At 60.4% G+C, this 25,632-nt stretch carries 26 protein-coding genes, 1 tRNA gene and 2 pseudogenes; 18 read left to right on the forward strand and 11 right to left on the reverse strand.

The window, feature by feature from the left end; all coding sequences use genetic code 11:
• Positions 1–85 (forward strand): annotated as a pseudogene (locus EII23_RS09815) (IS5/IS1182 family transposase); the annotation flags it as partial.
• Between the two features lie 151 nt (positions 86–236).
• Here the strand turns inward: EII23_RS09815 and secF are convergent.
• From secF to yajC, 3 genes are all read right to left on the reverse strand, one after another.
• Positions 237–1,343, reverse strand: coding sequence for a protein translocase subunit SecF (gene secF / locus EII23_RS09820; RefSeq protein WP_124793202.1), 1,107 nt, complete (start codon positions 1,341–1,343; stop codon positions 237–239).
• 87 nt (positions 1,344–1,430) lie between these two features.
• Positions 1,431–3,008, reverse strand: coding sequence for a protein translocase subunit SecD (gene secD, locus EII23_RS09825; protein WP_124793203.1), 1,578 nt, complete (start codon positions 3,006–3,008; stop codon positions 1,431–1,433).
• A 164-nt stretch (positions 3,009–3,172) separates the two neighbouring features.
• Positions 3,173–3,520 (reverse strand): preprotein translocase subunit YajC, encoded by a 348-nt coding sequence (gene yajC, locus EII23_RS09830; protein ID WP_260424678.1) that lies wholly within the window; start codon positions 3,518–3,520, stop codon positions 3,173–3,175.
• 295 nt (positions 3,521–3,815) lie between these two features.
• Here yajC and EII23_RS09835 point away from each other — a divergent pair, with 295 nt between their 5' ends.
• On the forward strand, positions 3,816–5,144 hold the full coding sequence (locus tag EII23_RS09835; protein ID WP_124793204.1) for an amidohydrolase family protein: 1,329 nt from the start codon (positions 3,816–3,818) through the stop codon (positions 5,142–5,144).
• A gap of 99 nt (positions 5,145–5,243) precedes the next feature.
• Here EII23_RS09835 and EII23_RS09840 read toward each other — a convergent pair whose 3' ends face one another.
• The gene (locus tag EII23_RS09840) at positions 5,244–6,854 is read right to left on the reverse strand and encodes a methyl-accepting chemotaxis protein (RefSeq protein WP_185702355.1); all 1,611 of its coding nucleotides are present in this window, start codon (positions 6,852–6,854) and stop codon (positions 5,244–5,246) included.
• Positions 6,855–7,080: 226 nt separating this feature from the next.
• Here EII23_RS09840 and EII23_RS12940 point away from each other — a divergent pair, with 226 nt between their 5' ends.
• On the forward strand, positions 7,081–7,338 hold the full coding sequence (locus tag EII23_RS12940) for a hypothetical protein (RefSeq protein WP_185702356.1): 258 nt from the start codon (positions 7,081–7,083) through the stop codon (positions 7,336–7,338).
• 336 nt (positions 7,339–7,674) lie between these two features.
• Here EII23_RS12940 and EII23_RS09850 read toward each other — a convergent pair whose 3' ends face one another.
• From EII23_RS09850 to EII23_RS09865, 4 genes are all read right to left on the reverse strand, one after another.
• Entirely contained in the window at positions 7,675–8,013 is a 339-nt protein-coding gene (locus EII23_RS09850; protein ID WP_124793206.1) for an Hpt domain-containing protein, read from the reverse strand.
• 74 nt (positions 8,014–8,087) lie between these two features.
• Positions 8,088–9,311, reverse strand: coding sequence for an amidohydrolase family protein (locus tag EII23_RS09855; protein WP_124793207.1), 1,224 nt, complete (start codon positions 9,309–9,311; stop codon positions 8,088–8,090).
• Between the two features lie 106 nt (positions 9,312–9,417).
• Positions 9,418–10,290 carry a YitT family protein gene (locus tag EII23_RS09860; RefSeq protein WP_124793208.1) on the reverse strand — a complete coding sequence of 291 codons (873 nt, stop codon included), beginning with the start codon at positions 10,288–10,290 and terminating at the stop codon, positions 9,418–9,420.
• Positions 10,291–10,405: 115 nt separating this feature from the next.
• Positions 10,406–11,203 carry a sulfite exporter TauE/SafE family protein gene (locus EII23_RS09865; RefSeq protein ID WP_124793209.1) on the reverse strand — a complete coding sequence of 266 codons (798 nt, stop codon included), beginning with the start codon at positions 11,201–11,203 and terminating at the stop codon, positions 10,406–10,408.
• Between the two features lie 397 nt (positions 11,204–11,600).
• Here EII23_RS09865 and EII23_RS09870 point away from each other — a divergent pair, with 397 nt between their 5' ends.
• From EII23_RS09870 to EII23_RS09930, 13 genes are all read left to right on the forward strand, one after another.
• Positions 11,601–12,560 (forward strand): aspartate carbamoyltransferase catalytic subunit, encoded by a 960-nt coding sequence (locus EII23_RS09870; RefSeq protein ID WP_124793210.1) that lies wholly within the window; start codon positions 11,601–11,603, stop codon positions 12,558–12,560.
• Positions 12,557–13,819, forward strand: coding sequence for a dihydroorotase (locus EII23_RS09875; protein WP_124793211.1), 1,263 nt, complete (start codon positions 12,557–12,559; stop codon positions 13,817–13,819). The genes EII23_RS09870 and EII23_RS09875 overlap by 4 nt, the downstream gene beginning before the upstream one ends.
• 8 nt (positions 13,820–13,827) lie before the next feature.
• Positions 13,828–14,700 carry an AmmeMemoRadiSam system protein B gene (amrB, locus tag EII23_RS09880; protein ID WP_124793212.1) on the forward strand — a complete coding sequence of 291 codons (873 nt, stop codon included), beginning with the start codon at positions 13,828–13,830 and terminating at the stop codon, positions 14,698–14,700.
• A gap of 50 nt (positions 14,701–14,750) precedes the next feature.
• Complete coding sequence (locus EII23_RS09885; protein ID WP_124793213.1) at positions 14,751–15,077, forward strand: hypothetical protein; 327 nt, start codon at positions 14,751–14,753, stop codon at positions 15,075–15,077.
• Between the two features lie 55 nt (positions 15,078–15,132).
• Positions 15,133–15,208 (forward strand) — tRNA-Ile (locus EII23_RS09890).
• A 175-nt stretch (positions 15,209–15,383) separates the two neighbouring features.
• Positions 15,384–16,571 carry a phage integrase central domain-containing protein gene (locus EII23_RS09895; protein WP_124793214.1) on the forward strand — a complete coding sequence of 396 codons (1,188 nt, stop codon included), beginning with the start codon at positions 15,384–15,386 and terminating at the stop codon, positions 16,569–16,571.
• Between the two features lie 106 nt (positions 16,572–16,677).
• Complete coding sequence (locus EII23_RS09900; protein ID WP_124793215.1) at positions 16,678–17,682, forward strand: hypothetical protein; 1,005 nt, start codon at positions 16,678–16,680, stop codon at positions 17,680–17,682.
• Between the two features lie 222 nt (positions 17,683–17,904).
• Positions 17,905–18,120 carry an AlpA family transcriptional regulator gene (locus EII23_RS09905; protein WP_124793216.1) on the forward strand — a complete coding sequence of 72 codons (216 nt, stop codon included), beginning with the start codon at positions 17,905–17,907 and terminating at the stop codon, positions 18,118–18,120.
• Positions 18,121–18,414: 294 nt separating this feature from the next.
• Positions 18,415–21,165, forward strand: coding sequence for a DUF927 domain-containing protein (locus tag EII23_RS09910; protein WP_124793217.1), 2,751 nt, complete (start codon positions 18,415–18,417; stop codon positions 21,163–21,165).
• A 169-nt stretch (positions 21,166–21,334) separates the two neighbouring features.
• Complete coding sequence (locus EII23_RS09915) at positions 21,335–21,727, forward strand: hypothetical protein (protein ID WP_148091249.1); 393 nt, start codon at positions 21,335–21,337, stop codon at positions 21,725–21,727.
• Complete coding sequence (locus tag EII23_RS09920) at positions 21,724–21,993, forward strand: DUF6378 domain-containing protein (RefSeq protein ID WP_124793219.1); 270 nt, start codon at positions 21,724–21,726, stop codon at positions 21,991–21,993. Before EII23_RS09915 ends, EII23_RS09920 begins: the two co-directional genes overlap by 4 nt.
• Entirely contained in the window at positions 21,990–22,523 is a 534-nt protein-coding gene (locus tag EII23_RS09925; protein WP_260424679.1) for an ERCC4 domain-containing protein, read from the forward strand. Before EII23_RS09920 ends, EII23_RS09925 begins: the two co-directional genes overlap by 4 nt.
• A gap of 89 nt (positions 22,524–22,612) precedes the next feature.
• Positions 22,613–23,230, forward strand: coding sequence for a hypothetical protein (locus tag EII23_RS09930; protein WP_124793220.1), 618 nt, complete (start codon positions 22,613–22,615; stop codon positions 23,228–23,230).
• Positions 23,231–23,384: 154 nt separating this feature from the next.
• Here the strand turns inward: EII23_RS09930 and EII23_RS09935 are convergent, their stop codons facing one another.
• The gene (locus tag EII23_RS09935) at positions 23,385–23,594 is read right to left on the reverse strand and encodes a helix-turn-helix transcriptional regulator (RefSeq protein WP_124793221.1); all 210 of its coding nucleotides are present in this window, start codon (positions 23,592–23,594) and stop codon (positions 23,385–23,387) included.
• Positions 23,595–23,747: 153 nt separating this feature from the next.
• Between EII23_RS09935 and EII23_RS09940 the strand changes: the two genes are divergently transcribed.
• Together EII23_RS09940 and EII23_RS09945 are read left to right on the forward strand one after the other, a co-directional pair.
• Positions 23,748–24,089 carry a hypothetical protein gene (locus EII23_RS09940; RefSeq protein ID WP_124793222.1) on the forward strand — a complete coding sequence of 114 codons (342 nt, stop codon included), beginning with the start codon at positions 23,748–23,750 and terminating at the stop codon, positions 24,087–24,089.
• The gene (locus EII23_RS09945; protein WP_124793223.1) at positions 24,082–24,348 is read left to right on the forward strand and encodes a hypothetical protein; all 267 of its coding nucleotides are present in this window, start codon (positions 24,082–24,084) and stop codon (positions 24,346–24,348) included. Before EII23_RS09940 ends, EII23_RS09945 begins: the two co-directional genes overlap by 8 nt.
• A 271-nt stretch (positions 24,349–24,619) precedes the next feature.
• On the opposite strand, the gene EII23_RS09950 is transcribed toward EII23_RS09945, so the two are convergent.
• Positions 24,620–25,400 (reverse strand): IS5 family transposase gene (locus EII23_RS09950; protein WP_409360237.1). Its coding sequence is split into 2 segments (ribosomal slippage): positions 24,620–24,817 and positions 24,819–25,400, totalling 780 coding nucleotides; the frame shifts between segments, so codons are not numbered across the junction.
• 147 nt (positions 25,401–25,547) lie between these two features.
• Positions 25,548–25,632: pseudogene (locus tag EII23_RS09955) on the reverse strand (IS5/IS1182 family transposase); the annotation flags it as partial.

The following is a 25,632-nucleotide window of genomic DNA, read 5'->3' on the forward strand; positions in this document are numbered from 1 at the left end:
CGCTACGCGCTACGCAAAACGAAGCCTTTCCTTCCTTGCCGCCGTGCAAATCAGGTGCATCTCATTGTGGGCAACTATAATTTGACGACACTATCTAGTGCTGCTGCACGAATCCGACCCAAAGGAATGCCCCCGGCATATTGTGCCGGGGGCATTCAAGTATTGACGCCAAAACCCGCTCGCTTCACGGAGTTTGCGCTGTCACGCCGCACAGCGGCCTGACAGAAAGACAGCAGCTACACAATGCCGTGTTCGCCCGGCTTTTCCCACGTTTCCTGCTGCTGCACAAGATTGACGTAAAAGTCCATGGAGCCGAGGGAAAGCAGCACCGCCGAAGAAACATAGATGGACGATGCCGTGCCCACCACCACGCCGATGAGCATGGTCAGGGAAAAATCGTGAATCACGCCCCCCCCCAGCAGAAAGAGGGAAAGGGTGGCCAGAAAGGTGGTTCCGCTGGTCAGGATGGTGCGCGAAAGGGTCTGGTTGACGCTGCGGTTGATGAGCTCCGCCATGCTCATCTTGCCCGTTGCGGCACGCAGATTCTCGCGCAGGCGGTCATACACAATGATGGTGTCGTTGAGGGAATATCCCACCAGCGTCAGCAGGGCAGCCATGACGTTGAGGTCTATCTCCACCCCCAGAAGGCACAGCAATCCCACGGTGACCAGCACGTCGTGCAGCAGGCCGACCACCGCGCCCAGGGCAAAATTGAGGCGCAGAACAAAGCAGACGGTCAGGGTGATGGCCAGGGCGATCATGACCAGCCACCCCATGCCAAGCCCCGTGAAACCCGCCACATACATGCCGCCCCACAGGGCGGCGGCCATGGCCGCGCCAGCCATCCAGCGCTGTTCAAAACGCCCGGAAATATAGACGGCAATAAGCAGCACGGCATAATACAGGGCGCTGAGAGCCTTGTTGGTCAGATCCGCGCCGATTTTCGGCCCCACAACTTCCATGCGCTCCACTTCCACCGCATTGCCCGGAAAGGCCGTACCCAGAGTCCGGACCACCGTATTGCGCATCAGAGCCGTATCGCCGTCCGCCGCTTGGGAAAAGCGCAGCAGATAACTTTTGCCGCCTTCGCCGAAACGCTGGGTTGAAATTCCGGGAAGTTCCGGAATGTCGAGACTTTTTTTCAGGGCCTCGTCCTCAACAGGATTCTGGAACTGCACCTGCACAATGACGCCGCCCGCAAAGTCGATGCCCATCCTGAGCCCGCTGCCCCAAATGGCGGAAAACAGGCCGATCAGAAGCAGGGCTGTGGAAATGCCGTACGACCAGTAGCGCAGACCCATGAAGTCAAAATTGGTGTCGTGCCTGATGAATGCGAAACCCATGTTTTCTCCCAAGGCCCGGAGGTATCTTCGGCATCTCCGTGGCCGTATTCTTGCTCTCTGCAAAAGCCCGCAAGGGGCATGCACGCCCTAGATGCTGATGCCCCTGGGGCCGCATCTGCGCGCCCAGTGCTCAAAAATGGCGCGGGACACAAAAATGGCCGTGAACATGGAGGCAATGATGCCCAAAGCCAGCGTAACGGCAAAGCCGCGCACCGGCCCCGTCCCGAACTGGTAAAGGATGACGGCCACAATGATGGTGGTCAGATTGGAGTCGGTGATGGAAACCGCCGCGCGCTCAAAGCCCGCGCGCACCGCTGCCAGCGGCGTCAGCCCCAGGCGCAGTTCTTCCCGTATGCGTTCGTAAATCAGCACATTGGCGTCCACGGCCATGCCAATGGTCAGCACAATGCCCGCAATGCCCGGCAGCGTCAGGGTGGCCCCGAAAGCGCCCATGCCCGCCATGACAATGAGCATGGTGAAGCAGAGCATGAGATTGGCGATGATGCCGCTCATGCCGTAGTACACGCCGATAAAGAGCACCACCAGGGCCGCGCCCACCAGGGCCGCGCGGATGCCGCTGTCGATAGCTTCCTGCCCCAGGGACGGCCCCACCGTGCGTTCTTCCAGCACGGACACGGGTGCGGGCAGGGAACCGGCGCGCAGCACAATGGCCAGATCCTGCGCCTCGGCAGTGGTAAAGCTGCCGGAGATGCTGGCACGGCCACCACCGATGCGCTCACGGATGGAAGGCGCGGAATACACCTTGCCGTCCAGCACAATGGCCATGCGCCGCCCCACGTTTTCTCCGGTCACGCGCTCGAAGATGCGCGCGCCGCGCGCGTTGAAGGTCAGAGTGACGTAGGCCTGGTTCATCTGGTCAAAGGCCGGGCGCGCGTCAACCACATCCTCGCCGGTGAGCATGGCATCCTTTTCCACGGCGATGCGGGATTCTTTCTGCTCTCCCCCGCTTTTTTCCAGCAGCGGCAGCGACACCACGCCGGGTGGCAATACGGCTTTGCCGGGATCCACATCGTCACGCACCAGATGGAACTCCAGATGGGCCGTCTGCCCGATGATCTGTACCGCGCGTTCGGAATCGGAAATGCCCGGCAACTGCAACTGGATGCGGTTGCCCTCCTGCTTGCGGATGTCCGGTTCGGCCACGCCGAACTGGTCAATGCGGTTGCGGATGGTGCGCAGAGCCTGATCCAGGGCCAGGGTTTCCAGACGCTGTATCTCGGCCTCCGTGAAGGAAGCCACATAGCGCAACTGACCGGATTCTCCCGCCTGGGGAGCGCCCACGCTCAACTGGGAGAAATAGCGCGCCAGAAGCTCGCGCAGTTGCTTTTCGTTCTCGGCGCGGGGCAGCACGAATTCCAGAGCGGTTCCGCCCACAACGCGCGGCCGCAGGATGACGATTTTCTCGTCCTGGGCCATACGCCGCAAATCCTGTCCGGTCAGAGCCAGGGAGTTGCTCACCGCCTTGGCCACATCCACTCCCAGAGTCATGTGGATGCCGCCCTTGAGGTCGAGACCGAGGTTGATCCTGCTCTCAGGCAAAACGCGCTCCAGCGCCGTCCCCAGATAGGGCAGGCTGGGCATGGCGTAGACCAGGGAAAGAACAAATACCGTGATGGCTATGGCGAAGCGCCAGCGCAAACCCATTATGCACACCTTCTCATCAGGCAACAGATTATTCAGAGTCGCGGCCCCGCGCCCTGGAGCCACCCAAAGCCGGTCGCCGCGACAGCAAAGGCCTGCCCGTTCTTCCGGCCGCAGCAGCGCCGTCAGAGGCGTGCAGCAGCCCGGCGCAACGTGCCGCCCTCGTGTTACTTGCTTTCTTCCTTACCGCCCTTGCCGGGCATGATGCCGCCGATGGCCCCGCGCGAAATGCGCAGTTTGGCCTCGCCGCACTCAAGGAGCACCTGCTCGTCGTCAAGTTCCAGAATACGCCCGATCAGGCCGCTGGATGTCAGCACATGGTCACCGCGCTTGAGTTCCGAAAGCATCTGCTTGTGAGCCTTGGCCCGCTTCTGCTGGGGACGGATGAGCAGAAACCAGAAAATGACAAACATGATGATGAGTGGCAGAAACTGCATGAGCATTTCCGTTCCGCTGGCGGGGGTTCCCCCGGTGGCCTGGGGCGTGCCCATGGCATAGGCTACGGATTCAAACAAGATGCACCTCCATTAAGGGTGAGGCAAACCGCCGGGAAGCTCTTGCCTCCGGGGATTGCAGGCCCGCGAAATTTCCTGCGACAGACGCCGCCATGCCGTGGCCGCGCGCAAATCGCAAAAATTTTTTGTATACGTTACCGCCCGATCTTGCAAGCCCCGCAATGCCGCCGGGCATCGCGCCGGAGGCCTCGCCCGTGCATTCCATCCCCGGCGGCGCATTGGGGAAAGCGCCGATTGCCAACCGGAAAAAAATGTGGTTTGTTCATGCGAACTTGGCCATATTTCAGGGATTTTCATGCAATACTGCGACATTCTTCTCCATGCGGCCCACATCGTCACCCAGGACGAGCAGGGCCGCATTCTTGACAATGCCTCTCTGGCCATTGCCGACGGCCTGGTCGTCGGCATCGGCCCCCGTGCGGACATGGATGCCCTCTGGCAGGCGGCCCGCGTCATGGACATGGGAAACTCCCTTGTGCTGCCGGGGCTCATCAACGCCCATACCCACGCGGCCATGACCCTGCTGCGCGGCCTGGCCGACGACATGCCGCTCATGGACTGGCTTGGCAAAAGCATTTTTCCTGTGGAAAAACAGTTGACCGCCGACCTGACCCGCCTGGGCAGCCTGCTGGGCTACGCCGAAATGCTGCGTACCGGCACCACGGCCTGTGTGGACATGTACCTTTTTGCGGAAGCTTCGCTGGAGGCCGCCCATACTGCGGGCCTGCGCTGTCTGGGCGGCGAAGCCGTATTCGACTTCCCGGGCGCGGCCTGCGCCGGCCCGGAGCAGGCTCTGGAAAAAACCCTTGCCCTGGCGGAGAAATACCGCAGCCATCCCAGGCTGCGCGTTGCCGTCAATCCTCACAGCGTCTATACCTGCTCGCCCCAAACCCTGGGAGCATGCCGCGATCTTGCCCACAGCCAGAACCTGCCCCTGCACATCCATCTGGCTGAAACCCCGCAGGAAACCGCCCTCTGCCTTTCGGCCCACGCCATGCGGCCCACGGCACTCTGCCACTCTCTGGGTCTGCTGGACCTGCCCTGCACCCTGGCGCATGTGGTGGACGTTTCTGCGGAAGAGCTGGATCTGCTGGCCCGAACAAAGGCCGTTGTAGCCCACAACCCTTCCTCCAACATGAAGCTGGCCTCGGGCACAGCCCCTGTTCCTGCCATGCTGGAGCGCGGGCTGCCCGTGGGGCTGGGCACAGACGGCCCGGCCAGCAACAACCGCCTGAACATATTTGTCGAAATGGATCGCTGCGCCCTGCTGCACAAATTGGCGGAAAAAAATCCCACTGTGCTGCCTGCGGAACAAACACTGCACATGGCCACCACCGGAGGCGCGGCGGCCATGCACGATATGCGGCTGGGCAGGCTGGCGGCGGGAAGGCCCGCCGACTGCGTGGCCCTGAACCTGGACGCTCCGGGGCTTCAGCCCCTCTACAGTCCGGTGTCGCACATTGTCTACGCCGCCACCGGCATGGAAACGCGCATGACCATGGTGGGCGGCGAAGTGCTTTACGAAGACGGGCGCTTCTCCCGCTTTGATTATCCCGCCCTGTGCGCAGAGGCGCGCGCGGCGCGCGATTTTGTTTTACGGGCGGCAGGCAGAAAGCCCGCCTGAACACGCGGGGGACGCGCCCGGTAATGCCGCTGCCGCCGCATGCGCCGGGCTTGTGCCTCTACCCCCTGATCCGCGCTCACAGAAAACCGTGCAGCACACTCATCCCTTGCGCAGTTCCTGCACCACACTGTACAGCCTGTCCGACAGTTGCGTCAGTTCGCTGGCCGCGTGGTTGGATCGCTGGGCTCCGGCAGCCACCTCATCGGTGATGCGCCTGATGTCTTCGGTGCTGCGGTTGATGGCCTCGATGGTGGCGGACTGCTCTTCGCTGGCAATGGCAATGGAGCGCACCTCACCGGCAGTGTTCTGCACCATCTGTTCGATACTGGCCAAGGCTTCGCCCGCATTGTTCGCAACTTCGGCAGCCTTGCCGATGTAGCTTGCGGCCTCCTGCATGGCATTGATATTGGTTGTTGTGCCGCTCTGGATGATGCTGATGGCCTCGCCCACCTGCCGGGTGGCCTCCATGGTCTTTTCCGCCAGTTTGCGCACCTCGTCAGCGACCACGGCAAAGCCCCGGCCCGCCTCTCCCGCTCTGGCGGCCTCAATGGCCGCGTTCAGGGCCAGCAGGTTCGTCTGGTCCGCGATGTCGGTGATCACATTCATGATCTTGCCGATATCGCTGGCCTGGCCTCCCAAGTGTTCCAGCCCCTCGCGCATGGACAGGCTCTGCTTTTCAATCTCGCTCATGCTGGAAACAACCTGCATGACCAGTTGCCTGCCGCTCATGGCTTCCGTGCGGGATTCGTCCGCCAGGGATGCCGTCCGGGAGGTGCTGTGGGCCACATTGCTCACAGCAGCGTTCATCTGTTCCATCGCGACGATGGTCCCTCTGACGCGCTCCGTCTGTTCGGCCGCCCGCTGTTCCGTGCAAAGGGCCTCCTCTGCCAGACGGGCGGCAGATGCCGCCAGTTGATCGATAACCGCGCCGATCTGCCCGGCTGTCTGCAACACGCCTTCCCGGCGGGCATTTTCCGCCTGACGCTTGGCCTCTTCTGCCTGGGCCAGCGAGGAGCGGGAAAGCTCAAGCGCCTCCTCTGCTTCCCTGATCTTGGCATTGGCGGTTTCAATAAGCTCCACAAGCTTGCCCACCATAAGCTTCAGGCTCTTGTGCAGAATGCCCAGTTCCCCCCTGAATGCCTTCCCGTCTTCGGGAATGGCCTGCAAATCGCCTTCGGGAATGGCCTGCAAATCGCCTTCGGCCACCTGTTGCGAGGCTCCGGCAAGCCTGGTGATGGGGCCGGCTATGGAGCGGGCCACAAGCCACGCCACAATGGTCATGACCACAGCGATCACCAGCCCCACAAGCAGAATGCCAAGGGTCACCTGCATGGCGTCGGCGAAAATTTCATCCTTTTCCTGCAGCATGACCAGGGTCCAGCCATTCTGGGTGGTACGGACTCCGGCCATCCAGGTCTTGCCGCCAATGCCCACCTCGTCCACGCCCTGCTTTTTGTCGCGCAGGGAGGACAGGGCCGCCAGGGCATCCCCGGGCACGGGGAGTGGCTCCGCAACACCCGGCTTTGGGGCCACAGTTTTTCCCAGCCAGCGCTGGGCCACCGCAACATTGTCCCCGGAATTTTTGGGATCGCAGATAATCAGGCCCGTGGCGTCCATCATGAACACATAACCCGTCCTGCCCACGGTGACGCTGCCTATTTCCTTTGTCAGGGTTTCCAGACTGATGTCCAGCCCCACCCACTCCGGCAACGCCGGATTCTCCGCTCCTGCGGACAGGCGTGGCCACAGTGGTGACTGCCTCGCCGCTATCGGAAACATATGCTTCGGTAATGATGCTCTTTCCCGCTGCTGCGGCCTCCTTGTACCAACCGCGTTCGGACGGATTGTACCCGGGGGTGAGGGTATCGTCCGGAGCCTGCGTGAAGCCGCCCGCCCTGTTGCCCGCATAGACCAGACTGTACGCGGGGAAGTGCTTGTGAACACGCAAAAATTCCTCGTACAAGGCGCGTTCGGAGGGCGGCAAATCCTTGCCTATGGGCTTATAGGCCGTTGTTGTGTGGGCATAGCTGGTGATGGTGGAGAGGTTTTCCAGCAAGAGCGGCGACTGGCTCAACAATTCGGCGCTGGCAACAGCCGTGCCGAAAAAGTTTTCCACAAAAGTGTTCATCCGCTCCAGTTGGGCTTCACTGCTGACTTTGAAATTCGCCACAAAGGCCTTGCCCATTTCCCGTGAAACCATGGCCGTAACTCCGGCGATGGAAAGAATTACCGCAAGGATGATGGAGACAAGCACTCTGGTTCTGACAGTCATGGCTTCCCTTTCCCAAACAGATGATGTTTACAGCGTCCACAAAAACGGATGCCGCATGCGCCCGGATCCGTGTGCGGGCATGCCAACAGACATGGGCATCCGGCACGGGCTGTGGGCCGGATGCAGCAATCTTATCGGACGGGCCGCGTTTTTCTGCAGGGCGCACCCGACACAAAGCCGCTCCACACTTTCCCGGAACGGCAAACCCGGCGCGCGCCGGGTTTGTCGTTCCGCAATGGAAGTCATGGGAGCTGACTTTTACTGGTCAATAAATGCCTGCACGCTGGCCAGGGTGTCCGTGTGGACGGATTTGAAGCGTCCCAGACAGTCCTCCGTGCCCGCACCGGCCTTGAGGGCCATTTCCAGTTCCATGGCCACAGCCGCCAGAGCCTTGGCTCCCAGATTGGCTGCCACGCCCTTGGTGCTGTGCACCAGTTGCCGGGCCGCATCCAGATCGCCGTCCTTGAGAGCCTGCTCTATTTTTGCGGCAGAATCCTTTTCAGCGTTCATAAACTTTCCCAGCAGCCTGACATACAGTTCCCGCTTGTTCAGGACCCTGCTCATGCCTTCTTTCCAGTCCAGCACTTCCTCATTCATGACCGCACCTTCCTCAACATCAGGTTTTCCGGGTTTGTCGCAACAGGCAGGCCGTTGGCGGCTGCCTGCAAAAATCAGTATGTCAGCCCTTCGGGCAATACGCAAAAGGCCGCAGGGCTTCCCGGCTGCAAACGCCCCACGCCGGAACCCCGGCGGTTGAGCGCGGCCGCGCCGTTGACGGTGAGCATGCGCACCAGAGCTTCCGGCGGCAGGTCCAGTGTTTCGCGCAGCCACAGCGCCTCCCTGCGCACGTCCAGATCCCGGTTGGACGTGAGGCCGTCGGTGCCCAGGCACAGCAGGCAGCCGCTTTCCATCAGTTCCCGCACAGGAGCAAGCCCCACGCCGAGATTGCGGTTGGAACGCGGGCAGAGGCAAAGGGCCGCACCGCTTGCGGCCAGAACCTCCACCTCCTGCGCGTCCAGATGGACACCATGAACCGCCAGGGTGCCCGGCCCAAGAAGGCCCAGGCTGACCGCATGGGCCAAGGGCCGCAGACCGGGGGCTGCCCAGTCCGGAGGCAAAACCTTTCCTTCATACAGTTCGCGCAAGGGGCCGCTGCCATTGACCAGCATCTGCGTTTCTTCCGGGGATTCCGCAAGATGAAAGGAAAAAACGCGTCCCCTGCGCGCACACTCCCGCCGGGCATTCGCCAGAATTTGCGCTCCGGTGGAGTACAGGGCATGCCCGGCCGGGGCGCTGACCGCAGCAAGAGAGGGGTCATCCTCCACCGCGGCCCGGCAGCGCGGCGGCCACAGCACGTGCTCGCCAGGCGGGAGCGGGCCGAAGCCAAACCATTCGCAGAACTGGTCGGCGGCCAGTCCCACTTCACGGCAGCAGGCATGAACCAGGCGCGTTCCTCCGGGCAGGGAACCTGTAATATTGCCCACAGCCAAGGTTCCTGTGCTGGCCATATCCGCACAGGCCTCCTGCACGGGGGCACGCTCCGGCTCCTTGCCCAGCAGGGGCAGAAGGCTGCGCAGCCAGGGCACAAAACCCTGACCCCAGAGAGTTTTTCCGGCCAGATGCGACAGTTCCAGATGGGTATGGGCATTGACACAGGACGGTGCAAGACAGACCGGCCCCACATCGCGCACCACACTCCCGGCGGGCAGCCGCGCGGACGACCAGGGCAAAACGTCTTCCACCAGCCCGTCGCGCACCACCAGAACGCCGTTGTCAATTTTTTTGAGCGGCGCAAAAAGGCGCGCTCCTCTGGCTGGTTCTTCTCCGGCCAGAGGCACGATGGTGCGCGCCCTGATGCCCAGAACAACGCTTGCGGACGCAAAATCCGTACTCATGCCATCCCCGCCCCGAAATTTTCGGGGCCATCCCTCTCATTCGCCCTTTTGGCGAAGGGTATGCCGCCCAAACATAATGCGCATCCTCCGCAGGGGCAGGGGCGTGTTACCTGTCTGACCGGCGGGCGAACTGTCCGCCGGAAACATAGAATGTGTTCTCCACAATGAAGAGCGCGTGCGGATCAATGCTGAAAACAAGGTTTTCCAGACGCTTGAGCGCGACATTGTTGGTCACGGTGAGCAAAATTTCCCGATCCAGACCGGAATAGGCCCCCTTGCCGCGCAACATGGTCGCCCCGAAACGCTCGGTCACCAGGATGGCTTCGCTGATCTCTTCGCCGTGGCCGGAAATGATCATGACCAGCTTGCGCCGGTTGAACATGCCCAGAACATATTCCAGCACGGAGGAAGAAATGAAAACCATGATCATGGAAGCCACAATGATGTCCAGCTGCATCCTCCAGGCCGCAGCCCCGAAGAGCAGCAGATTGAAGATGAAGTTGAACTGCCCTATGGGCACATTCCAGCGGCTTTTGAGCATCACCGCCACCACATCCGTGCCGCCGCCGCTGCCCAGGGTGCGCAGCATGATTCCGCCAGCCGTGCCGTGCAGGGCCCCGGCCACTACAGCGGCATACAGTTCGGTGGACAGGGGCACGGTCAGATCGCCGATGAAAAAACTGAACACCGTCGTGCAGAGCGTGCCGTAGGCCGTGTAGAGCAAAAAGCGCCTGCCCACGAAAAACCAGCCCATCACATACAGCGGCGCGCACAAAAGGGCATACCAGACAAGGGGGGTGAGCGTCTGCGTCCAGTAATTGACCAGCAGGGCCACCCCCATGACGCCCCCGGCCAGAAAACCGTGCGGAGCGGCCACGCTGTTGATGCACACGGTCATCAGAAGCGACCCGATGGTGAGCAGAAGCAGATTCCACCAAACGGAGTCCCCCAGTCGGCGGTTGTAGGAATAGAGCGCCATGTCGTCCTGTCATATGCAAGGTTGGCATGCCTGTGCGGCACACAAAATTCGCCCGCCTGTACAGCGGGTTGCCACGGGAACTGCCGCGCGGCAGCCGCCCCGCCTGACGGCAGGCTTACATCAGCCCCCAGGCCATGCGCAGGGCCACCACGATCAGAAAACAGGCAAAGCCTTTTTTCAGCCTGTTCGCGGGCAGGGCGTGCGAAAGCCTGACGCCCAGGGGGGCGGTGCAAAAGCTGGCGACAGCAATGCCCAAAAGCGCCCAGAGGTGTACAAAGCCGAGGCTCATGGCCGGCAGGTCGGGACGCCCCCAGCCGCCTGCAATATAGCCCAGCGCGCCCGCCACGGCAATGGGAAAGCCGATGGCGGCGGAAGTGCCCACGGCATGGTGCAGGGGGACATTGCAAAAACTCATGAAAGGCACGGAAAGCGTGCCCCCGCCGATGCCCACAAAACTGGACACAAGACCGATGAAGCCGCCCACTCCGGCCATACCGGCCTTGCCGGGAAGGTCGCGCCCGGCGGGAGGCCGGTAGTTGGAAAGCATCTGCGCTGCCACACAGAGCAGAAAGCAGAGAAAAAAGACCTTCAAAAACAGCGTGGGCAAGCGTGTGGCCAGAAGCCCCCCGCCGAACGTGCCCACCAGAATGCCGGGCGTGATGTCCCGCACGATTTCCCAGCGCACGGCCCCACGCGCGCTGTGGGCGCGGGCGCTGGAAATGGAGGTGATGACGATGCTGGCCAGCGAGGTTGCCAGGGCCATCTGCTGCACATGCTGGGCAGCCACGCCCGTGACGGGCAAAATAAATGTCAGCATGGGTACGAGAACAATTCCTCCGCCCACGCCCAAAAGCCCCGCAAGCACTCCGGCCACAGCCCCGCACGCAAGAAAAACTGTCAAGGAAAGCAGCATTCGTTCTCCTCCGCAGCGCTGGCGGGTCGCCCGGCACCCAAAAAGCACGGCCGCCACCGCCAGAATGTGCCCTCATTACACCCCGACCCGCCAAAAGTCGATGGTTTTTCCCCGCCAGACGGCGCACGAAAACCCGCGCACGCCCCTCCGCTCTGGCGAAATTTTCTCTCCGCCCTGGGTTTCAAGGCGAAGACCGGCTGCGCACTCCCCGCTGACGGACTTTTTGCTTTACAAGACGCCGCTGCGCATCTATATAATGAGCAACGCTTGTCTGACCATGCCAGGATTTGACGGGGCAGGCCCTGTTTTTGCGAGAATTCCCCCGCAGCATCGCGCCCCGTTGCTGACGGGGATTTTTTTTGCCCGGCATCGCCGCACCACCCCGGAGAACACGCCCATGAATACCGACAACCGCTATCGCTGGCCGCACAAGGATCTGCTGGACGTTACCCGGTTGAGCGCGGAGGACGTCCTGCATCTGCTGGACACGGCAGCCGGGTTTCAGGCCGTCAACCAGCGCCCGGTCAAAAAGGTTCCCGCCCTCAAGGGCAAAAGCGTGGTGCTCTTTTTTGTGGAAAACAGCACCCGCACCAAGACCTCCTTTGACGTGGCGGGCAAACGTCTTTCGGCAGACACGTTTTCTCTGGGCAAATCCGGTTCCAGCCTCAACAAGGGCGAAAGCCTCAAGGATACGGGCCTCACCCTCCAGGCCATGTCGCCGGACATTATCGTCATCCGCCATCCGGACAGCGGAGCGGCGCAGTTTCTGGCCGACCTTCTGCCGTGCGGCATCGTCAACGGCGGCGACGGCTGGCACGCGCATCCCACCCAGGCCCTGCTCGACTGCTTCAGCCTGCGGCAGGCGTGGAACAACACTTTTGCCGGACGCACCCTGCTCATTCTGGGCGACATCGCCCACAGCCGCGTGGCCCGCTCCAACATGCACCTGCTGACCATGCTGGGAGCGCGCATCCGCATCTGTGCGCCGCGCACCCTGCTCCCGGCAGGGGCGGAACACTGGCCTGTGGAAATTTACAGCGATCTCGCCCGGGCCGTGGACGGGGTGGACGCGGTCATGTGCCTTCGCCTCCAGTTGGAACGCCAGCAGGCCGGGCTTTTGCCCGATCTGGCCGAATATGCCCGGCGCTTCTGCCTGAGTGCCGCACATCTGCGCCGGGCGGCCCCCGGCGCCATGGTTCTGCATCCCGGCCCCATGAACCGGGGACTTGAAATTTCCGACGATGTTGCCGACATGCCTGCCAGCCTGGTTCTTGATCAGGTGGCGGCTGGCGTGGCAACGCGCATGGCCGTGCTCTACCTTCTGGGCACGCGCAACGACAACGGAGGACGCGCATGAAACTCTGCATCAGCAACGCCCGCCATCTGGAAGCCCCTGTAGATCTGCTGGTGGACGGAGCGCGCATTGTGACCATGACCCCGGCGGGTCACCACGCGCCCCCCGAAGGTTTTGCCGTTTTCGATGCGCACGGCCTGCTGCTCATGCCCAGTTGCATTGACGCCCACGCCCATTTGCGCGAACCGGGCCAGGAATACAAGGAAGACATTGCCTCGGGCCTTGAAGCGGCTGCGCGAGGCGGGTTCGGCGCGGTCATGTGCATGGCCAATACCAAACCCGTCAACGATGCTGCCAGCGTCACCCGCTTCATGCTTGACCGTGCCCGCGAGAGCCACCCCCACGGCCCCCGCCTGCACCCCATCGCCGCAGCCAGCGTGGGCCTCAAGGGCGAAGAAATGGCCCCCCTCGCCGAACTGAAGCAGGCCGGTTGCGTGGCTGTTTCCAACGACGGCCGTCCTCTGGAAAGCGCGGAAATGACGCGCCGCATCATGGAATACGCGGCGGATCTGGATCTCATTCTCATCGACCATTGCGAAGACCCGCATCTGGCCCGTGGCTGGCGCATGCACGAAGGCAGGCTCAGCGGGCTTCTGGGCGTCAAGGGCCAGCCCCCGGCGGGCGAGGCCATACAGGCGGCGCGCGATGTTCTGCTGGCGGAATGCCTCGGCCTGCCCGTGCACATTGCCCATGTTTCCGCACAGATGACCGTGGAGGTCATTGCCTGGGCCAAGGCGCGCGGCGTGCGCGTTACGGCGGAAACCTGCCCCCACTACCTGCTGCTGGACGAAAATGCCCTTGAGGGATACAACACCCAGGCCAAGGTCAGCCCTCCCCTGCGCACGGCGGCTGACCGCCAGGCCCTGCGGCAGGCCGTCAAGGACGGCGTCATCGATATTCTGGCCACCGACCATGCGCCGCACGCGCCCCACGAGAAAGCCACGACCCTGGACGAGGCCCCCTGCGGCTTCAGCGGCCTGGACCTGGCCGTGAGCCTGACCTGGGGGTTGGTGAGGCAGGGGGTTTTGTCCGAAGCGGATCTCCAGCGCCTCTGGAGCCGCCGCCCGGGAGAGATTTTTCATCTTCCCTGGAATGGCTTCAATCCCGGCGATCCGGCGGACTTTTTTCTTTTTGATCCCGACGAAAGCTGGGTTGCCGGGCCGGAAACCATGTTTTCCCGAAGCCGGAACACCCCCTTTGCCGGGCAAACCCTGCAAGGACGCGTCAAGCACCACTGGCTTGGCGGCAGGCAACTGTTTTAGGGGGAAAAATGTCCATCCGCACACCTGTGGTTGCCGGACGCTTTTATGCCGCAGCCTCCGACCGCCTGGAGCAGGACGTTCTGTCTCTGCTTCAGACAGACTGCCCCCACACCTCTCCGCAACTGGGCCAGTTGCTGGGGCTCATGCTGCCCCACGCGGGCTATATTTACAGCGGCAAGGTAGCCGGAGCCACCCTCGCCTGCCCCTGGGGCGAAAGCACTGCCGGTGCATGCCTGCCGGAACGGATAGTGGTGCTTTGCCCCAACCATACGGGGCAGGGGCATCCTCTGGGGGTCTGGCCTGAAGGGGAGTGGCTCACCCCCCTAGGCTCCGTTTCCGTTGACCGGAAAATGGCTGCGGCCCTCTGCGACGGCGGGGAATTCGCACCGGACACGCGCGCCCATGCCACGGAACACTCCATTGAAGTTCTTCTGCCTTTCCTGCAATGCCTGCCACCGCCTCCGGGCCGCAGCAGCCGCAGCATCACGCCGGTCTGCGTAGGCATGCACGATCCGCAGGCCCTGCGCCGGGCGGGCCATGTGCTTGCCGAGGCCGTCAGGGCCAGTGAAGTTCAGGGACAGCAGGTGGCCTTGCTCATCAGTTCCGATATGAATCACTATGAGGATCAGGAAAAAACCCTTGTCCGCGATGCGCGCGTCCTGCAGCAGGCCCTGACCTGTGACCCCGAAGCCCTGCTGACCACCGTGGCCGCAGAACAGAGCAGCATGTGCGGAGCCCACCCTCTGGCGCTGGCCCTGTATGCGGCACAGGCTCTTGGCTCGCCCCAGGCCGAACTCATCGCTTATGACACGTCAGCCACAGCCTCGGGTGATACGCACCGGGTGGTCGGCTACGCCGGACTGGTTCTGGGCCTGGCCTGACAAAAAACATTTGTGGGCGCGCAGAGCGCGCTCCCCAACCGGGAGACTCCATGAAAGTGTGTATCGCCCGTATGCACGGCAAGGACATCATGCTGGAACTGCGGAACGGCATCCCCCATCTGGACGGCGAGCCTCAGCCCATCAAGAATTTTGATGCGCAGATGCTGCAGGAGTTCAGCGATGCTCTGCAGGCCATTCCCCATACCGCCGATTCCGAGGGATATCAGGCCCTGCTCAATGCCAGAAGAGCCGCTTTTCTGGTGGAATTGATCGGCAAAGCCGTGGGCGACGAATGCGTTTCCCGGTTGACCCATATTCTGGATCACGTCCACTATGACGTGCTGGAATACCTGGGAGAAACCGGCGAAGAAGACTGACAGGACACGCGCTGGCCTTGACGCCCCCCGATGCTGCAACGTATACTGGATAATCGGGCTCATAGCTCAGTTGGCAGAGCTGCCGGCTCATAACCGGCTGGTCCCAGGTTCAAATCCTGGTGAGCCCACCATTGCCCAATCCACAGAAGTCCGCCGAAGTCCAAAAAACCAAGGCGGACTTTGCTTTTTCGGGAAAACTGTATCCGGCAACGTCCATCAAAATCCGTTGACATACAGAAAATTTTTGGGGTAACTTTCGGGGGTAACAGGGCAACGCGAAAAACGCTTACCCCAAGGACACCCCACATGCCCCTTTCAGATACCGCCATCCGTAACGCCAAGCCGCAGGACAAGCCATACAAGATGTATGACGCCGGGGGGTTGTTCCTCATTGTTACCCCTGCCGGTGGCAAATGGTGGCGGTTCAAATACCGCCTTGGGGGTAAGGAAAAGCTGCTGTCCCTTGGGACTTACCCCGCAACAGGCTTGAAAGAGGCCAGAGGCAAACGCGAGGACGCCCGAAAGCTGATTGCCCAGGGCATTGACCCCAGCGCACAGCGGCAGGCCGTCAGGGCCAGCAGAGGGGCTGCCCCGGACTCCTTCGAGGTGGTGACACGGGAATGGTTTGACAAGCACGTTTCCAACCTTGCCCCCACATACAGCAAAAAAGTCCACGCCCTTTTTGAGCGGCAGGTTTTCCCGGCGCTGGGGGCAAAACCCATTGTGGACGTAGAGCCAACGGACATTCTGGATGCTGCCCGGCAGGTGGAAAAGACGGGAGCGGTGGAGACAGCACACCGACTTGTTCAGCTTTGCGGGCAAGTATTCCGCTACGCCATTGCCACAGAGAGAACAAAATATGATGTATCAACCGGACTCCACGCCGCCCTGCCAAAGGCCAGTGTCAAGCATATGGCCGCCCTCACGGACAAAAAGCGCATAGGCCAGCTTCTGCGCGCCATAGATTCCTATGGCGGGTTCTTCCCCATGCGCTGCGCCCTGCGCCTTGCGCCTCTGCTCTTTGTGAGGCCCGGCGAGCTACAAAAAGCAGAGTGGGTGGAGATTGACCTTGACGCGGCAGAGTGGCGACTTCCGGCCAGCAAGATGAAGATGCGCCAACGTCATATCGTCCCGCTTGCACGGCAAACCTTGGGCATCCTGAACGAACTGCAACCCTACACCGGGAACGGGCGCTTTCTCTTCCCTTCCATCCGCACAGACAGCAAACCCATATCGCTTGAATCCATGCTGGTGGCGATCCGCAGTATGGGCTTCACCAAAGACGAGATGACGATGCACGGTTTCCGGGGCATGGCCTCTACCCTGCTCAACGAACAGGGCTACAACCGTGACTGGATAGAGCGCCAGCTTGCCCACGGAGAGCGCGACCATGTGAGGGCGGCCTACAACTACGCCGAACACCTGCCGGAACGCCGCCGCATGATGCAGGAATGGGCAGACTATCTGGACGAACTTAGGGCAAACAGAGGCTGATACAACTTTCCCCGCCTCTAGCTGTGGTCTGATCCACCACGGCGAACAGCCGCCCCTTACGGTCTGGGGCGGGGAAACTTAAGGGACAACCGAAGGGGGTTGAATCATGGGAAAGTATATAGAAATCCGTGAGCCGATGATTTCGGCGGAGAAGGTTTTAGAAAGATGGCCGGGTATGCTTGAAAAAGAGTTGGCAGATATTATTGATTCTTTCGGAGACCCCTTTTCTACTTTGACCTTTCCTATGCCATATATTGTTCATAAGGTACTTGATTCTGGAACCGGAATCATTATCAGCGAATGTACGGAATGCAAGCCGGAACCGAGAGAAAAATATTTCTCGCCATATCGAACTCATTATCAGGGATGCAATGTTATTTATGACTTTTCTGGTATAGCTTTCAAGTTATCACAGATAGTTATGTATGAAAAAGAGAAACCAAAACTCTCTTACAACCTAATTACAAACCCTGATGAGGCATGGGGCAGGGCAGAAGATGTTCTACATGCTGGCTTGGCAACCATTTCTGCCAATGAGGTTATCGCCCGTCTGGAAATTACCCCTATTGATTTGGTGGATATTTTGAACGGAGTACCGATAAAAGATGCCTACAATAATTACATTGAAACAAAACGCCTCATTACCACCGATGAAGAAGGTTTTCGGGCACACACCTATAACGAACCGTATTTCACGGTGGAATCTCTCAAGCGTGTAAAGGTTCATCAGGTTGACTTTGACCGATACTGCGAAAAGTGGGAGGGACGGGAGCATGCACAGTCCGAGAGGGCAGGCTCTTCCGGCCTTGAATCCCAGCTTGCCGCCGCACAGGAGGTGCCAAAAAACACGGCTATGCCAGCAACAACCATCACCGCCGCCAAGTGGGAAAATTCCGTCCGTGCAGCTTTTGACCTGTGGGCGGATATCATTGCCGGAGACAAGGCCGACTGGAAGGCCGACGAGTTCCGCACCGCACTGGCCAGTCGCTGCAACGACTACCACACCAAAGTGATGGATATCGCATGGCGGCTACTGCCTGACGCTTTCAAGGCTGGTGCGGGCCGCCCAAAGAAAAACCCCGAAAACCTCCAACGGTCTGACATCACTTGATTTTCATGTTTTCTTGAACTGATTTTCCGGAAACATCTCCGGAAAGAACGGTTTTTCATTTTTTTGAAAACCCCAAACACCAATAATATCAGAGTGTTTGGGGTTTTTCTATTTTTTGCTCGCACAACTGTTTGGGGTTTTGGGGCTTTTTTTGTTTTGAAATCTGGTCATGCTTCCAGCAACGGTCATAGGAGTTCAGCCCCGTAAAACTTTGGAGGAAGTATGACACAGAGCCACACCACCTTGCCGGAAACCGGTTTTCTGCGACTGCATCAAGTCCTGAAGTTTGTCCCGATCTGCAAGACCGCATGGTATGCGGGCGTCAAGTCGGGCATCTACCCAAAGCCTGTAAGCATCGGGCCACGCACGGCGGCATACCGCGCCGAAGATATTCGGGAGCTCATTGCCCGCCTGGGAAGTCAGGCCGGGGGTGTATAGTGAACGCGGGCAGCCCAACCACTCTAACAAAGGATGAACAAAGGAAAATTGCCTTTGCGGGCGGGGAGCAGAACGGCACAGGACGGTATACACCTCAACGAAAAGGCCCCGCTGGGGGGCGGGGCAGATGGAAGGAAAGCGTTACAGGCACTGTAACGTCCCTGCCCTGCCGCCTGCAAGTGGAAAGAGGCGTTCGCTGCCCGTCCTGCGAGTATCTCCGCATTGTGCGCAGTGCCAAGTACATCAAGGGCGTGTGCACCTTCTTGGGTGAGACACTTTTCAGGGAGGGGCGGCATGAGTAGCGATACCCTCAGCCAATTTGCAGAGCGCCTGCGAGAGGCCGGGCTTGTTTTGCATGACAGCATTCAAGCTGACGGCCAACTGCATCGCTGCGGCACAGATAGCAAGCCCAAGGGCAAGGATGGTGCCTACCGTATCCACCTTGACGCCCCGGCTTCCGCTTGGTGGCAGAACTGGCGCACTGGCGAGAGCGGCACATGGACGGCCAAGGCTGACCGGGACATGACCGATGCCGAGCGCCAAGCCCTGCGGCGGTGTGTTGAGAAGGATAAGGCGGCCCGGCAGGCGGAGCAGGAACGCCGTTGGGCCGCCGCCGCGAAGCTGGCCCGATCCGTCTGGGAGGCTGCGGCCCCTGCCCCTGCGGAGCATCCATACTTGGAGGCAAAGCAAGTGCCCTCTCTGGGTCTGCGGCAGGCCAGGGACGGGCGGCTGATTGTCCCTGTGCTGGGCGAGAACGGCAAGGCGCAGTCCCTGCAATTCATTGCCGGAGACGGCGGCAAGTTGTTCCTCTCTGGCGGCAAGACTGCGGGCGGCTTCTTTTCCCTCCCGGCGAAGGGCAACAGCAAGACCGGGCCGCTGGTGATTGCCGAAGGGTATGCCACGGCGGCCAGTGTTCATCTGGCCACGGGATACGCCTGCCTTGTGGCCTTCAATGCCGGGAACCTTGAAGCCGTGGCCACAATGGCCCGGGCGAAGTATCCGCAGCGGGAAATCATTCTGGCTGCGGACAATGACGTTCTGACCGACGGCAACCCCGGCGTCACCAAGGCCACCGCCGCCGCGCAGGCTGTGGGCGGCAAGCTGGCAGCCTGCCCGGCACATGAGGGCAAGCCCACAGACTTCAACGACCTGCACCGCTGGCGCTCTCTTGAGGCTGTTCGAGCTGCGATGGAGGCGGCGCAGACGGCAAGCCTGCCGGAGCCGGAGGAGAAGCTCCCGGCAGGGTTCAGCATCCGCACGGGTGGGCCGATGCCGGGGCTTTGGCATACGGAGCCAAAAGAGGACGGCGACCCTGTCGAAACGTGGGTTGGGGGCATGCTGGCTGTCCTTGGCGCAACCCGCGATGAAAAAGGGACTGCATGGGGGCTTCTGCTGGAATGGCCGGACGCCGATGGAACATTGCATACTTGGGCCATGCCCAAAGCCATGCTTGCCGGTCGAGACAGTTCCGCCGTGATTGCCCGCCTTGCTGATGAGGGGTGGCGCTTCGCTGCCGGACAGAAGGCACGAAACCTGTTCTATAAATTTCTGGCCGAGTATGAAACCCGAAAACGTGTTTTGTGTGTGCCGAGCACGGGATGGCATCACGGCGCTTTCGTGTTTCCCGATGCAACTATCAAAAATATGTCGGACGTTGTCGGACGTGTCGGACGGCCCTACGGGGACAAGGATTTTCAGACGTCCGACAAAGAAAAAACATGTCGGACGATGTCGGACGGATTGGGTGATGAGCGGATTGTTTTGCAGGTTCAGACGGCGCACAACCCTTTCCGCACTGCCGGAACGCTGGACGGCTGGCGGGAGAGCATCGGCAACCGGAGCCGGGGGAACAGCCGCATCATGCTGGCGCTGTGTGCTTCTCTGGCAGCCGTACTTTTGGAGCCATCGGGCTTGGAGTCTGGCGGTATCAACTGGACGGGGAGCAGTTCCACCGGCAAGACGACCGCCCTCGTGGTGGGTGGCAGCGTGTGGGGCCGGGGAGCGTCCAGCGGCGGCTATGTCCAGAACTGGCGGGCAACATCCAACGGTCTGGAAGGTCTGGCCGCCCTCCATTCGGACGCGGCATTGTGCCTGGACGAAATAGGGCAGGCTCCGGGGCGCACCATTCAGGAAGCGGCCTACATGTTGGCAAACGGTATGGGCAAGGGCCGGGCCTATCAGGACGGCAGCGCCAAGGCCATTCGGTCATGGCGATGCATGGTGCTTTCCACCGGGGAAAAAGGACTCGCCGAGAAAATCGCCGATGAGGGCGGACATGTGCAGGCGGGCCAGTTGGTGCGGCTGATTGACGTTCCCGCCGATGCCGGGGCTGGGATGGGCATCTTTGAAGATTTGCACGGGCACGAAAGCCCGCAGGCATTCGCCGATGTCCTGAAGCGGGCCGCCGCCACGGACTACGGCCACGCCGCGCGGGCCTTCATCGACAAGGTGCAGGAGCACCGCGACGAGGCACAGAAAGACCTTGCCGGATTTCTGGATCGGGGGAGTGAGAGCTTCTGCCCTGCCGATGCGGATGGACAGGTTCAGCGTGTCGCCCGGCGTTTCCTGCTCTGTGCCGCCGCCGGAGAAATGTCCGCAGAATGGGGCATCCTGCCGTGGGAAAAAGGGGAAGCTCTGCAAGCGACAAGGAAATGCTTTGATGCCTGGCTCTCTTTGCGGGGCGGTGCGGGCGCTGCTGAAGACACCGCCATTCTTGAGCGCGTGACCTTCTTCATTGAACAAAATGGAGCCAGCCGCTTTCAGGATGTGGACAGGCCGGACGCCACCTGCATTCACCGCGTAGGCTTCCGGCGCAAGGTGGCAGAGGGAACGGAATTTCTTGTTCTGCCGGAGAGCTTCAAAGCCGAAGTCTGCAAAGGACACAATGCCCGGCGGGCCGCTACTGTGCTTCTGGAAGCTGGGCTGCTCTTGCCGGGGGAAGGCCGCAACCTCATGCGCAGGTCTCCGGTGGACTTGCCAGACTATGGGCGCAAGCGATGCTACACGATTCTGATCAAGGAGGGCTGGCAAGATGTGGCTGAATGATTTTCTGTCTGCAAAGGAAGCAATCCGTCCGACACGTCCGACAACGGAAAAACATGTCGGACGTCCGCAAAGTGTTGCGGCTGTAAGCCCGTCCGACACGTCCGACACGTCCGACAAGAAAAAATGCATTGCATGGCTGAACACGGAAAAAGGGGGCAGTGCTTCCGGCATGCAAAGCAAAAAAGCTACCGCCTCATTTGAAAGGGGCCAATCCGTCCGACATTTGGAAAAGGATGCCCTGCCCCTTGCCCCCCTGCCGATGGATTGGGCACCAGACGTATGGGAGGGACGCCTGTGCTGCTTCCTGCCCCATGTGCCGGAGAGGCTGCGCGGCATCCTGCCCTTTGACCTTCAAGGCATGGGCATTCCCGCTGAGGGACTGCCTGCCGCGCTGCGGGGCTTTTCCCGCTCCGGTTGGCGGCTGGTCTTGGAGAAAGGTGACAATCTGCGCATGGTGGCGGCGGTGCGGGACGCACGGAATGAAGAAGGTTGCCGGGGGTATCTGCGCGTGAACCGTGCTGCGGTTCTCCGGCAACTGAAGATGTGGGAGGCTGACCAATGAACGGCACTATCCTGAATGAAGCCCTGAACCTGATTAACGCCCAGCGGCAGGACGAATACGGCCCGCCTTCCGCATCCTTCGGGCGCATTGCCGCCATGTGGGGAGCGTATCTGGGCCAGCCTATTTCCTGCCGGGACGTGGCCTGTTTGATGGCCCTGCTCAAGCTGGCGCGGGAGGCCCATGCCCACAAGGAGGACAACCTCGTGGATGCTGCCGGGTATATCGGCCTTGCGGGCGATCTGGCAGCGTGTGAGGTGGCCCAATGAAGATTGTCACCGACTGCCGGGAACAGATGCCCTTCACCTTCGCAGGGCCGCGCTATGAGGGCGTGGAAGTGGAAAGCGGAACGCTGACCGTGGGGGACTATTCCCTTGCAGGGTTGACGGACAAAGTGGCCGCAGAGCGCAAGGAGCTTGGCGACCTTGTGGCCTGTCTGGGCCGGGAGCGGGAACGCTTTGAAAGGGAGCTACAGCGCGGGGCGGCTCTGGATGCCTTTGCCGTGGTGGTGGAAGCTGGCTGGGGCGATGTGGCCGGGGGAAGGTACCGCAGCCAACTGAAGCCACATGCAGCATGCCAGAGCATCCTTGCCTTCATGGGCCGCTACCGGGTGCCCTTCCTCTTTGCCGGGAGCCGGGCCGCCGCCGAATATGTGGTCTGGGGATTCCTCCGGCAGTATCTGGAAGGGGCGCGGCGGCGCTGGGCATCCATCGTCAAGGCGCATGGGGAAGCCCGTGGTTGCACTGCAACCGAAACCGTGGACAAAGGGTGCAACCTGCAACCGGGCGTTACCCTCTGAATATCCTCTGTTGGTGCCGGGTTGTGGGGGAAAGGGCAACGGGAAAAGGTGTATTTTGCCTATTGGTTTCGTAAAAGTAGGGGGGAGCTATGGGCGGCTATGGCAGCGGGCGCTGGGGCTATCACACCAAGAAAAGGACGACGGACGATATGCATTCTCTGGATGTGCGCAAGATGCAGCGGACGGGATGCTTGCAGCAGGGCGCATCCTTTGTGTGGGAGTGGAGGCGCGATGGGGAAAGGGTGTCGGCCATCACCGTGAATGCCTATGCGGGGGCGCTTGCGCTGACCTACTGCACCGGGCAAGGAAACGCCCTGAAGTCACACCTTCTCAATGTTGCCCTGGACTGGACGCCCTGCACCTTCGGCGGACGGCGGCCCTGGTTCTTGTGCCCTTCCTGCGGGCGGCGGGTGGCCATCCTGTACGGCGGGGCTGCCTTCCTCTGCCGGGCCTGCCATCGTCTGGGCTACTGGACGCAGGGGCAGCGCGCAGACTCCCGCCTGCACTACAAGGCGGCCCGCATCAAGGCGCGCTTGGGATGGCGTGAAGGACTCCCGCCACTGTGGCAAAAGCCCAAGGGCATGCACTGGCGGACGTTCCAGCGGCTGGTTCATGAAATGCAGGACTTGGAGGCACAGGCCGAGATAGCTTGGATGCGCCGGGCCTGCGCCATCACCGGAATGCACATCCCCGGCATCACAGACTGAAGGCATAAAAAATGCCCGTTGTGTGAACGGGCAAAAAATGGAGCGTTGGCAGTACGCCGCCGGGGTCTACTTCCCCTTTGGAACCATCTCCAACGCTTCTGAAACAAGGTACGCACCGACGCCGAGCTTGTCAAAGCCCCGGCGATCCTTTTCCTCACGGCTCCCGCTTCTCGTCAAACAAGTCCTTTGTCCCCACCTCTAGAGCACGGGCTATCCGCGCCAGAGTCGATAGGCGGCACTCGGAGATGCCTGCGTCTTGGCGGGCTTTGAAAAGAGATTGGCGAGATATGCCGCTCTTTTCCGCCAGGGCATATGTGGACATGCCTTTTTCTTCCAGCAATTGATTGACATTGCTTCTGAACATAGTTGCATTCCCTCTTTTTTAGTCCAAGATAATTGACTATAGATAGTAAATTATCGTATACCGACATTGAGGAAAGCACAACAAAGCAGCCCCGCCGGGTGTTCGCGCACCACGGCAGGGCCTAACCACAACCTGCACTACGGAGGTGCAATCATGGCTGACAAAACCCCTAGCATGGCCCGTTTCCAATGTACAACGAAAGAGGTTGATTGCCGCTCCCTGCCGTGGAGCCTGCGCCATTCCAGCGAATGGGAAGCCATCGAAGATGCCCGCAATATCGCTGTCTTCCTGATGGAGGTTCTCACGTCCCAGGAGGCCGAGGAAATGGCCAATACCAATCTGGGCAACTGGAGAGGGGGTGCGCGGCTCTGTTTTGAGTTGATGGTGGACAAGCTGGATATTGCTTCCGGGGAGTACGCCTTCCCGCTTCTGAGCCATGCGAAGGATGCCCCCTGCCTCTGCCGGAGGGAACATGAGGACGGCCGCCATGAGTAAGGAATGCACCATCACAATTGGCCTTGAGGACTGCGGCCTTATCCTGCTGGGTATGGGGAGCATCATCGATACGGACATGCGGGTGTCGGGGGATGGGCAGATGGCCCTTGCCCGGCTGCTCCAACTGCTGGGAGGTGCTGTTCTGGAAGCCTGCCCTGCGCGGGGGCTTTCCTTTTGCCGGGACAGGTGGGACAAGCGGGACAAGCTTTCACCCCTGCCGGGCAGAAAATGGAGTGACCCCGACCTGTGGGCACCGTGAAATATTTTGGGGTAACTTTGGGGGTAACAGTATTTTTGATAAAATTATATTTTATTTTATATCGATATGTTACTTTACTTTATCAAGTGATGGTGCCCCATTGCCCAATCCACAGAAGTCCGCCGAAGTCCAAAAAGCCAAGGCGGACTTTTCTTTTTTCGAAAACCGCCATCCAGTAAAGTTCATCGAAGTCCGTTGACATACAGAAAATTTTTGGGGTAACTTTTCCAACCTTGCCCCCACATACAGCAAAAAAGTCTGGATAGTGTCGTCAAACTATTGTTGCCCACAATGAGATGCACCTGATTTGCGCGGCGGCAAGGAAGGAAAGACTTCGTTTTGCGTAGCGCGTAGCGATGCCGCGCCATCTCTTGAGGTGAAGAAAGGCGTTCTCGACCAGGTGGCGTACACGGTATAAAGCTTTGCCATGGTCCCGCTGCTCCTTGCGATTTTTTCTGGGTGGAATGACGGGCGGGCTGACAGCCGGACTCAACAACCTGGTCCATAATTTCATTGCTGTCATATCCACGGTCAGCCAAAAGCGCCTCCGCGCTCAAACCGTCAATCAATGCACATGCTTCCTTGCAATCAGATCTGGTACCTTCTGTAACAACAACTCTGAGCGGTATACCATGCGCATCCACGGCCAGATGTATTTTGGTGTTGAGCCCCCCCTTTGTGCGACTCATCGCCTGGTTGCCGCCAACCACTCCCGCAGCATGGGGGTGCACGTTGCAATGGCGCGCATCAATCATCAACCACTCATAGTCAGGCTCAACCACGAGCACCTCAAGGAGTTTTTCCCAAACGCCCCGGTCACGCCAACGGCAAAACCGGCGATGGGTATTTTTCCAGTCCCCAAGGTCAGGAGACAGATCGCGCCATGGCGCTCCCGTTCGTAATATCCAGAATACCGCGCTGACAAACAGCCTGTTGTCTCCGGCCGGACGACCAACACCCCCCTCTTTGCCGGGAAGATGTGCCTGTATATTTTCCCAAACCCTGTCACAAATATCGTGTCGTCGATATGCGCACACAGCCTCTCCTGTCATGCAGGAAGAGGTGTTATCATAATATTCATAGTTTGACGACACTATCTAGCCTGTAGCCTTTTCCTTCCTGTCTGCCGGGTACAGCCACTTTGGCTGTGCCCGGCAGCACTGCGTTTGGGCGGGCCTGCACCTGCCTAGATAGTGTCGTCAAATTATAGTTGCCCACAATGAGATGCACCTGATTTGCACGGCGGCAAGGAAGGAAAGGCTTCGTTTTGCGTAGCGCGTAGCG

This window comes from Desulfovibrio sp. OH1186_COT-070 (assembly GCF_003860215.1).
Lineage (GTDB): Bacteria > Desulfobacterota > Desulfovibrionia > Desulfovibrionales > Desulfovibrionaceae > Desulfovibrio.

Bases quoted from the DNA above. Each gene is read 5' to 3' on its own strand.
- EII23_RS09930 (WP_124793220.1), top strand. From the start codon at position 22,613: ATGGGCGGCTATGGCAGCGGGCGCTGGGGCTATCACACCAAGAAAAGG.
- EII23_RS09935 (WP_124793221.1), bottom strand. From the start codon at position 23,594: ATGTTCAGAAGCAATGTCAATCAATTGCTGGAAGAAAAAGGCATGTCC.
- EII23_RS09900 (WP_124793215.1), top strand. From the start codon at position 16,678: ATGGGAAAGTATATAGAAATCCGTGAGCCGATGATTTCGGCGGAGAAG.
- EII23_RS09850 (WP_124793206.1), bottom strand. From the start codon at position 8,013: ATGAATGAGGAAGTGCTGGACTGGAAAGAAGGCATGAGCAGGGTCCTG.
- amrB (WP_124793212.1), top strand. From the start codon at position 13,828: ATGTCCATCCGCACACCTGTGGTTGCCGGACGCTTTTATGCCGCAGCC.
- EII23_RS09865 (WP_124793209.1), bottom strand. From the start codon at position 11,203: ATGCTGCTTTCCTTGACAGTTTTTCTTGCGTGCGGGGCTGTGGCCGGA.
- EII23_RS09870 (WP_124793210.1), top strand. From the start codon at position 11,601: ATGAATACCGACAACCGCTATCGCTGGCCGCACAAGGATCTGCTGGAC.
- EII23_RS09885 (WP_124793213.1), top strand. From the start codon at position 14,751: ATGAAAGTGTGTATCGCCCGTATGCACGGCAAGGACATCATGCTGGAA.
- secD (WP_124793203.1), bottom strand. From the start codon at position 3,008: ATGGGTTTGCGCTGGCGCTTCGCCATAGCCATCACGGTATTTGTTCTT.
- EII23_RS09875 (WP_124793211.1), top strand. From the start codon at position 12,557: ATGAAACTCTGCATCAGCAACGCCCGCCATCTGGAAGCCCCTGTAGAT.
- EII23_RS09860 (WP_124793208.1), bottom strand. From the start codon at position 10,290: ATGGCGCTCTATTCCTACAACCGCCGACTGGGGGACTCCGTTTGGTGG.
- secF (WP_124793202.1), bottom strand. From the start codon at position 1,343: ATGGGTTTCGCATTCATCAGGCACGACACCAATTTTGACTTCATGGGT.
- EII23_RS09910 (WP_124793217.1), top strand. From the start codon at position 18,415: ATGAGTAGCGATACCCTCAGCCAATTTGCAGAGCGCCTGCGAGAGGCC.
- EII23_RS09905 (WP_124793216.1), top strand. From the start codon at position 17,905: ATGACACAGAGCCACACCACCTTGCCGGAAACCGGTTTTCTGCGACTG.
- EII23_RS09835 (WP_124793204.1), top strand. From the start codon at position 3,816: ATGCAATACTGCGACATTCTTCTCCATGCGGCCCACATCGTCACCCAG.
- EII23_RS09945 (WP_124793223.1), top strand. From the start codon at position 24,082: ATGAGTAAGGAATGCACCATCACAATTGGCCTTGAGGACTGCGGCCTT.
- EII23_RS09920 (WP_124793219.1), top strand. From the start codon at position 21,724: ATGAACGGCACTATCCTGAATGAAGCCCTGAACCTGATTAACGCCCAG.
- EII23_RS09855 (WP_124793207.1), bottom strand. From the start codon at position 9,311: ATGAGTACGGATTTTGCGTCCGCAAGCGTTGTTCTGGGCATCAGGGCG.
- EII23_RS09940 (WP_124793222.1), top strand. From the start codon at position 23,748: ATGGCTGACAAAACCCCTAGCATGGCCCGTTTCCAATGTACAACGAAA.
- EII23_RS09915 (WP_148091249.1), top strand. From the start codon at position 21,335: ATGCAAAGCAAAAAAGCTACCGCCTCATTTGAAAGGGGCCAATCCGTC.
- EII23_RS09895 (WP_124793214.1), top strand. From the start codon at position 15,384: ATGCCCCTTTCAGATACCGCCATCCGTAACGCCAAGCCGCAGGACAAG.
- EII23_RS09925 (WP_260424679.1), top strand. From the start codon at position 21,990: ATGAAGATTGTCACCGACTGCCGGGAACAGATGCCCTTCACCTTCGCA.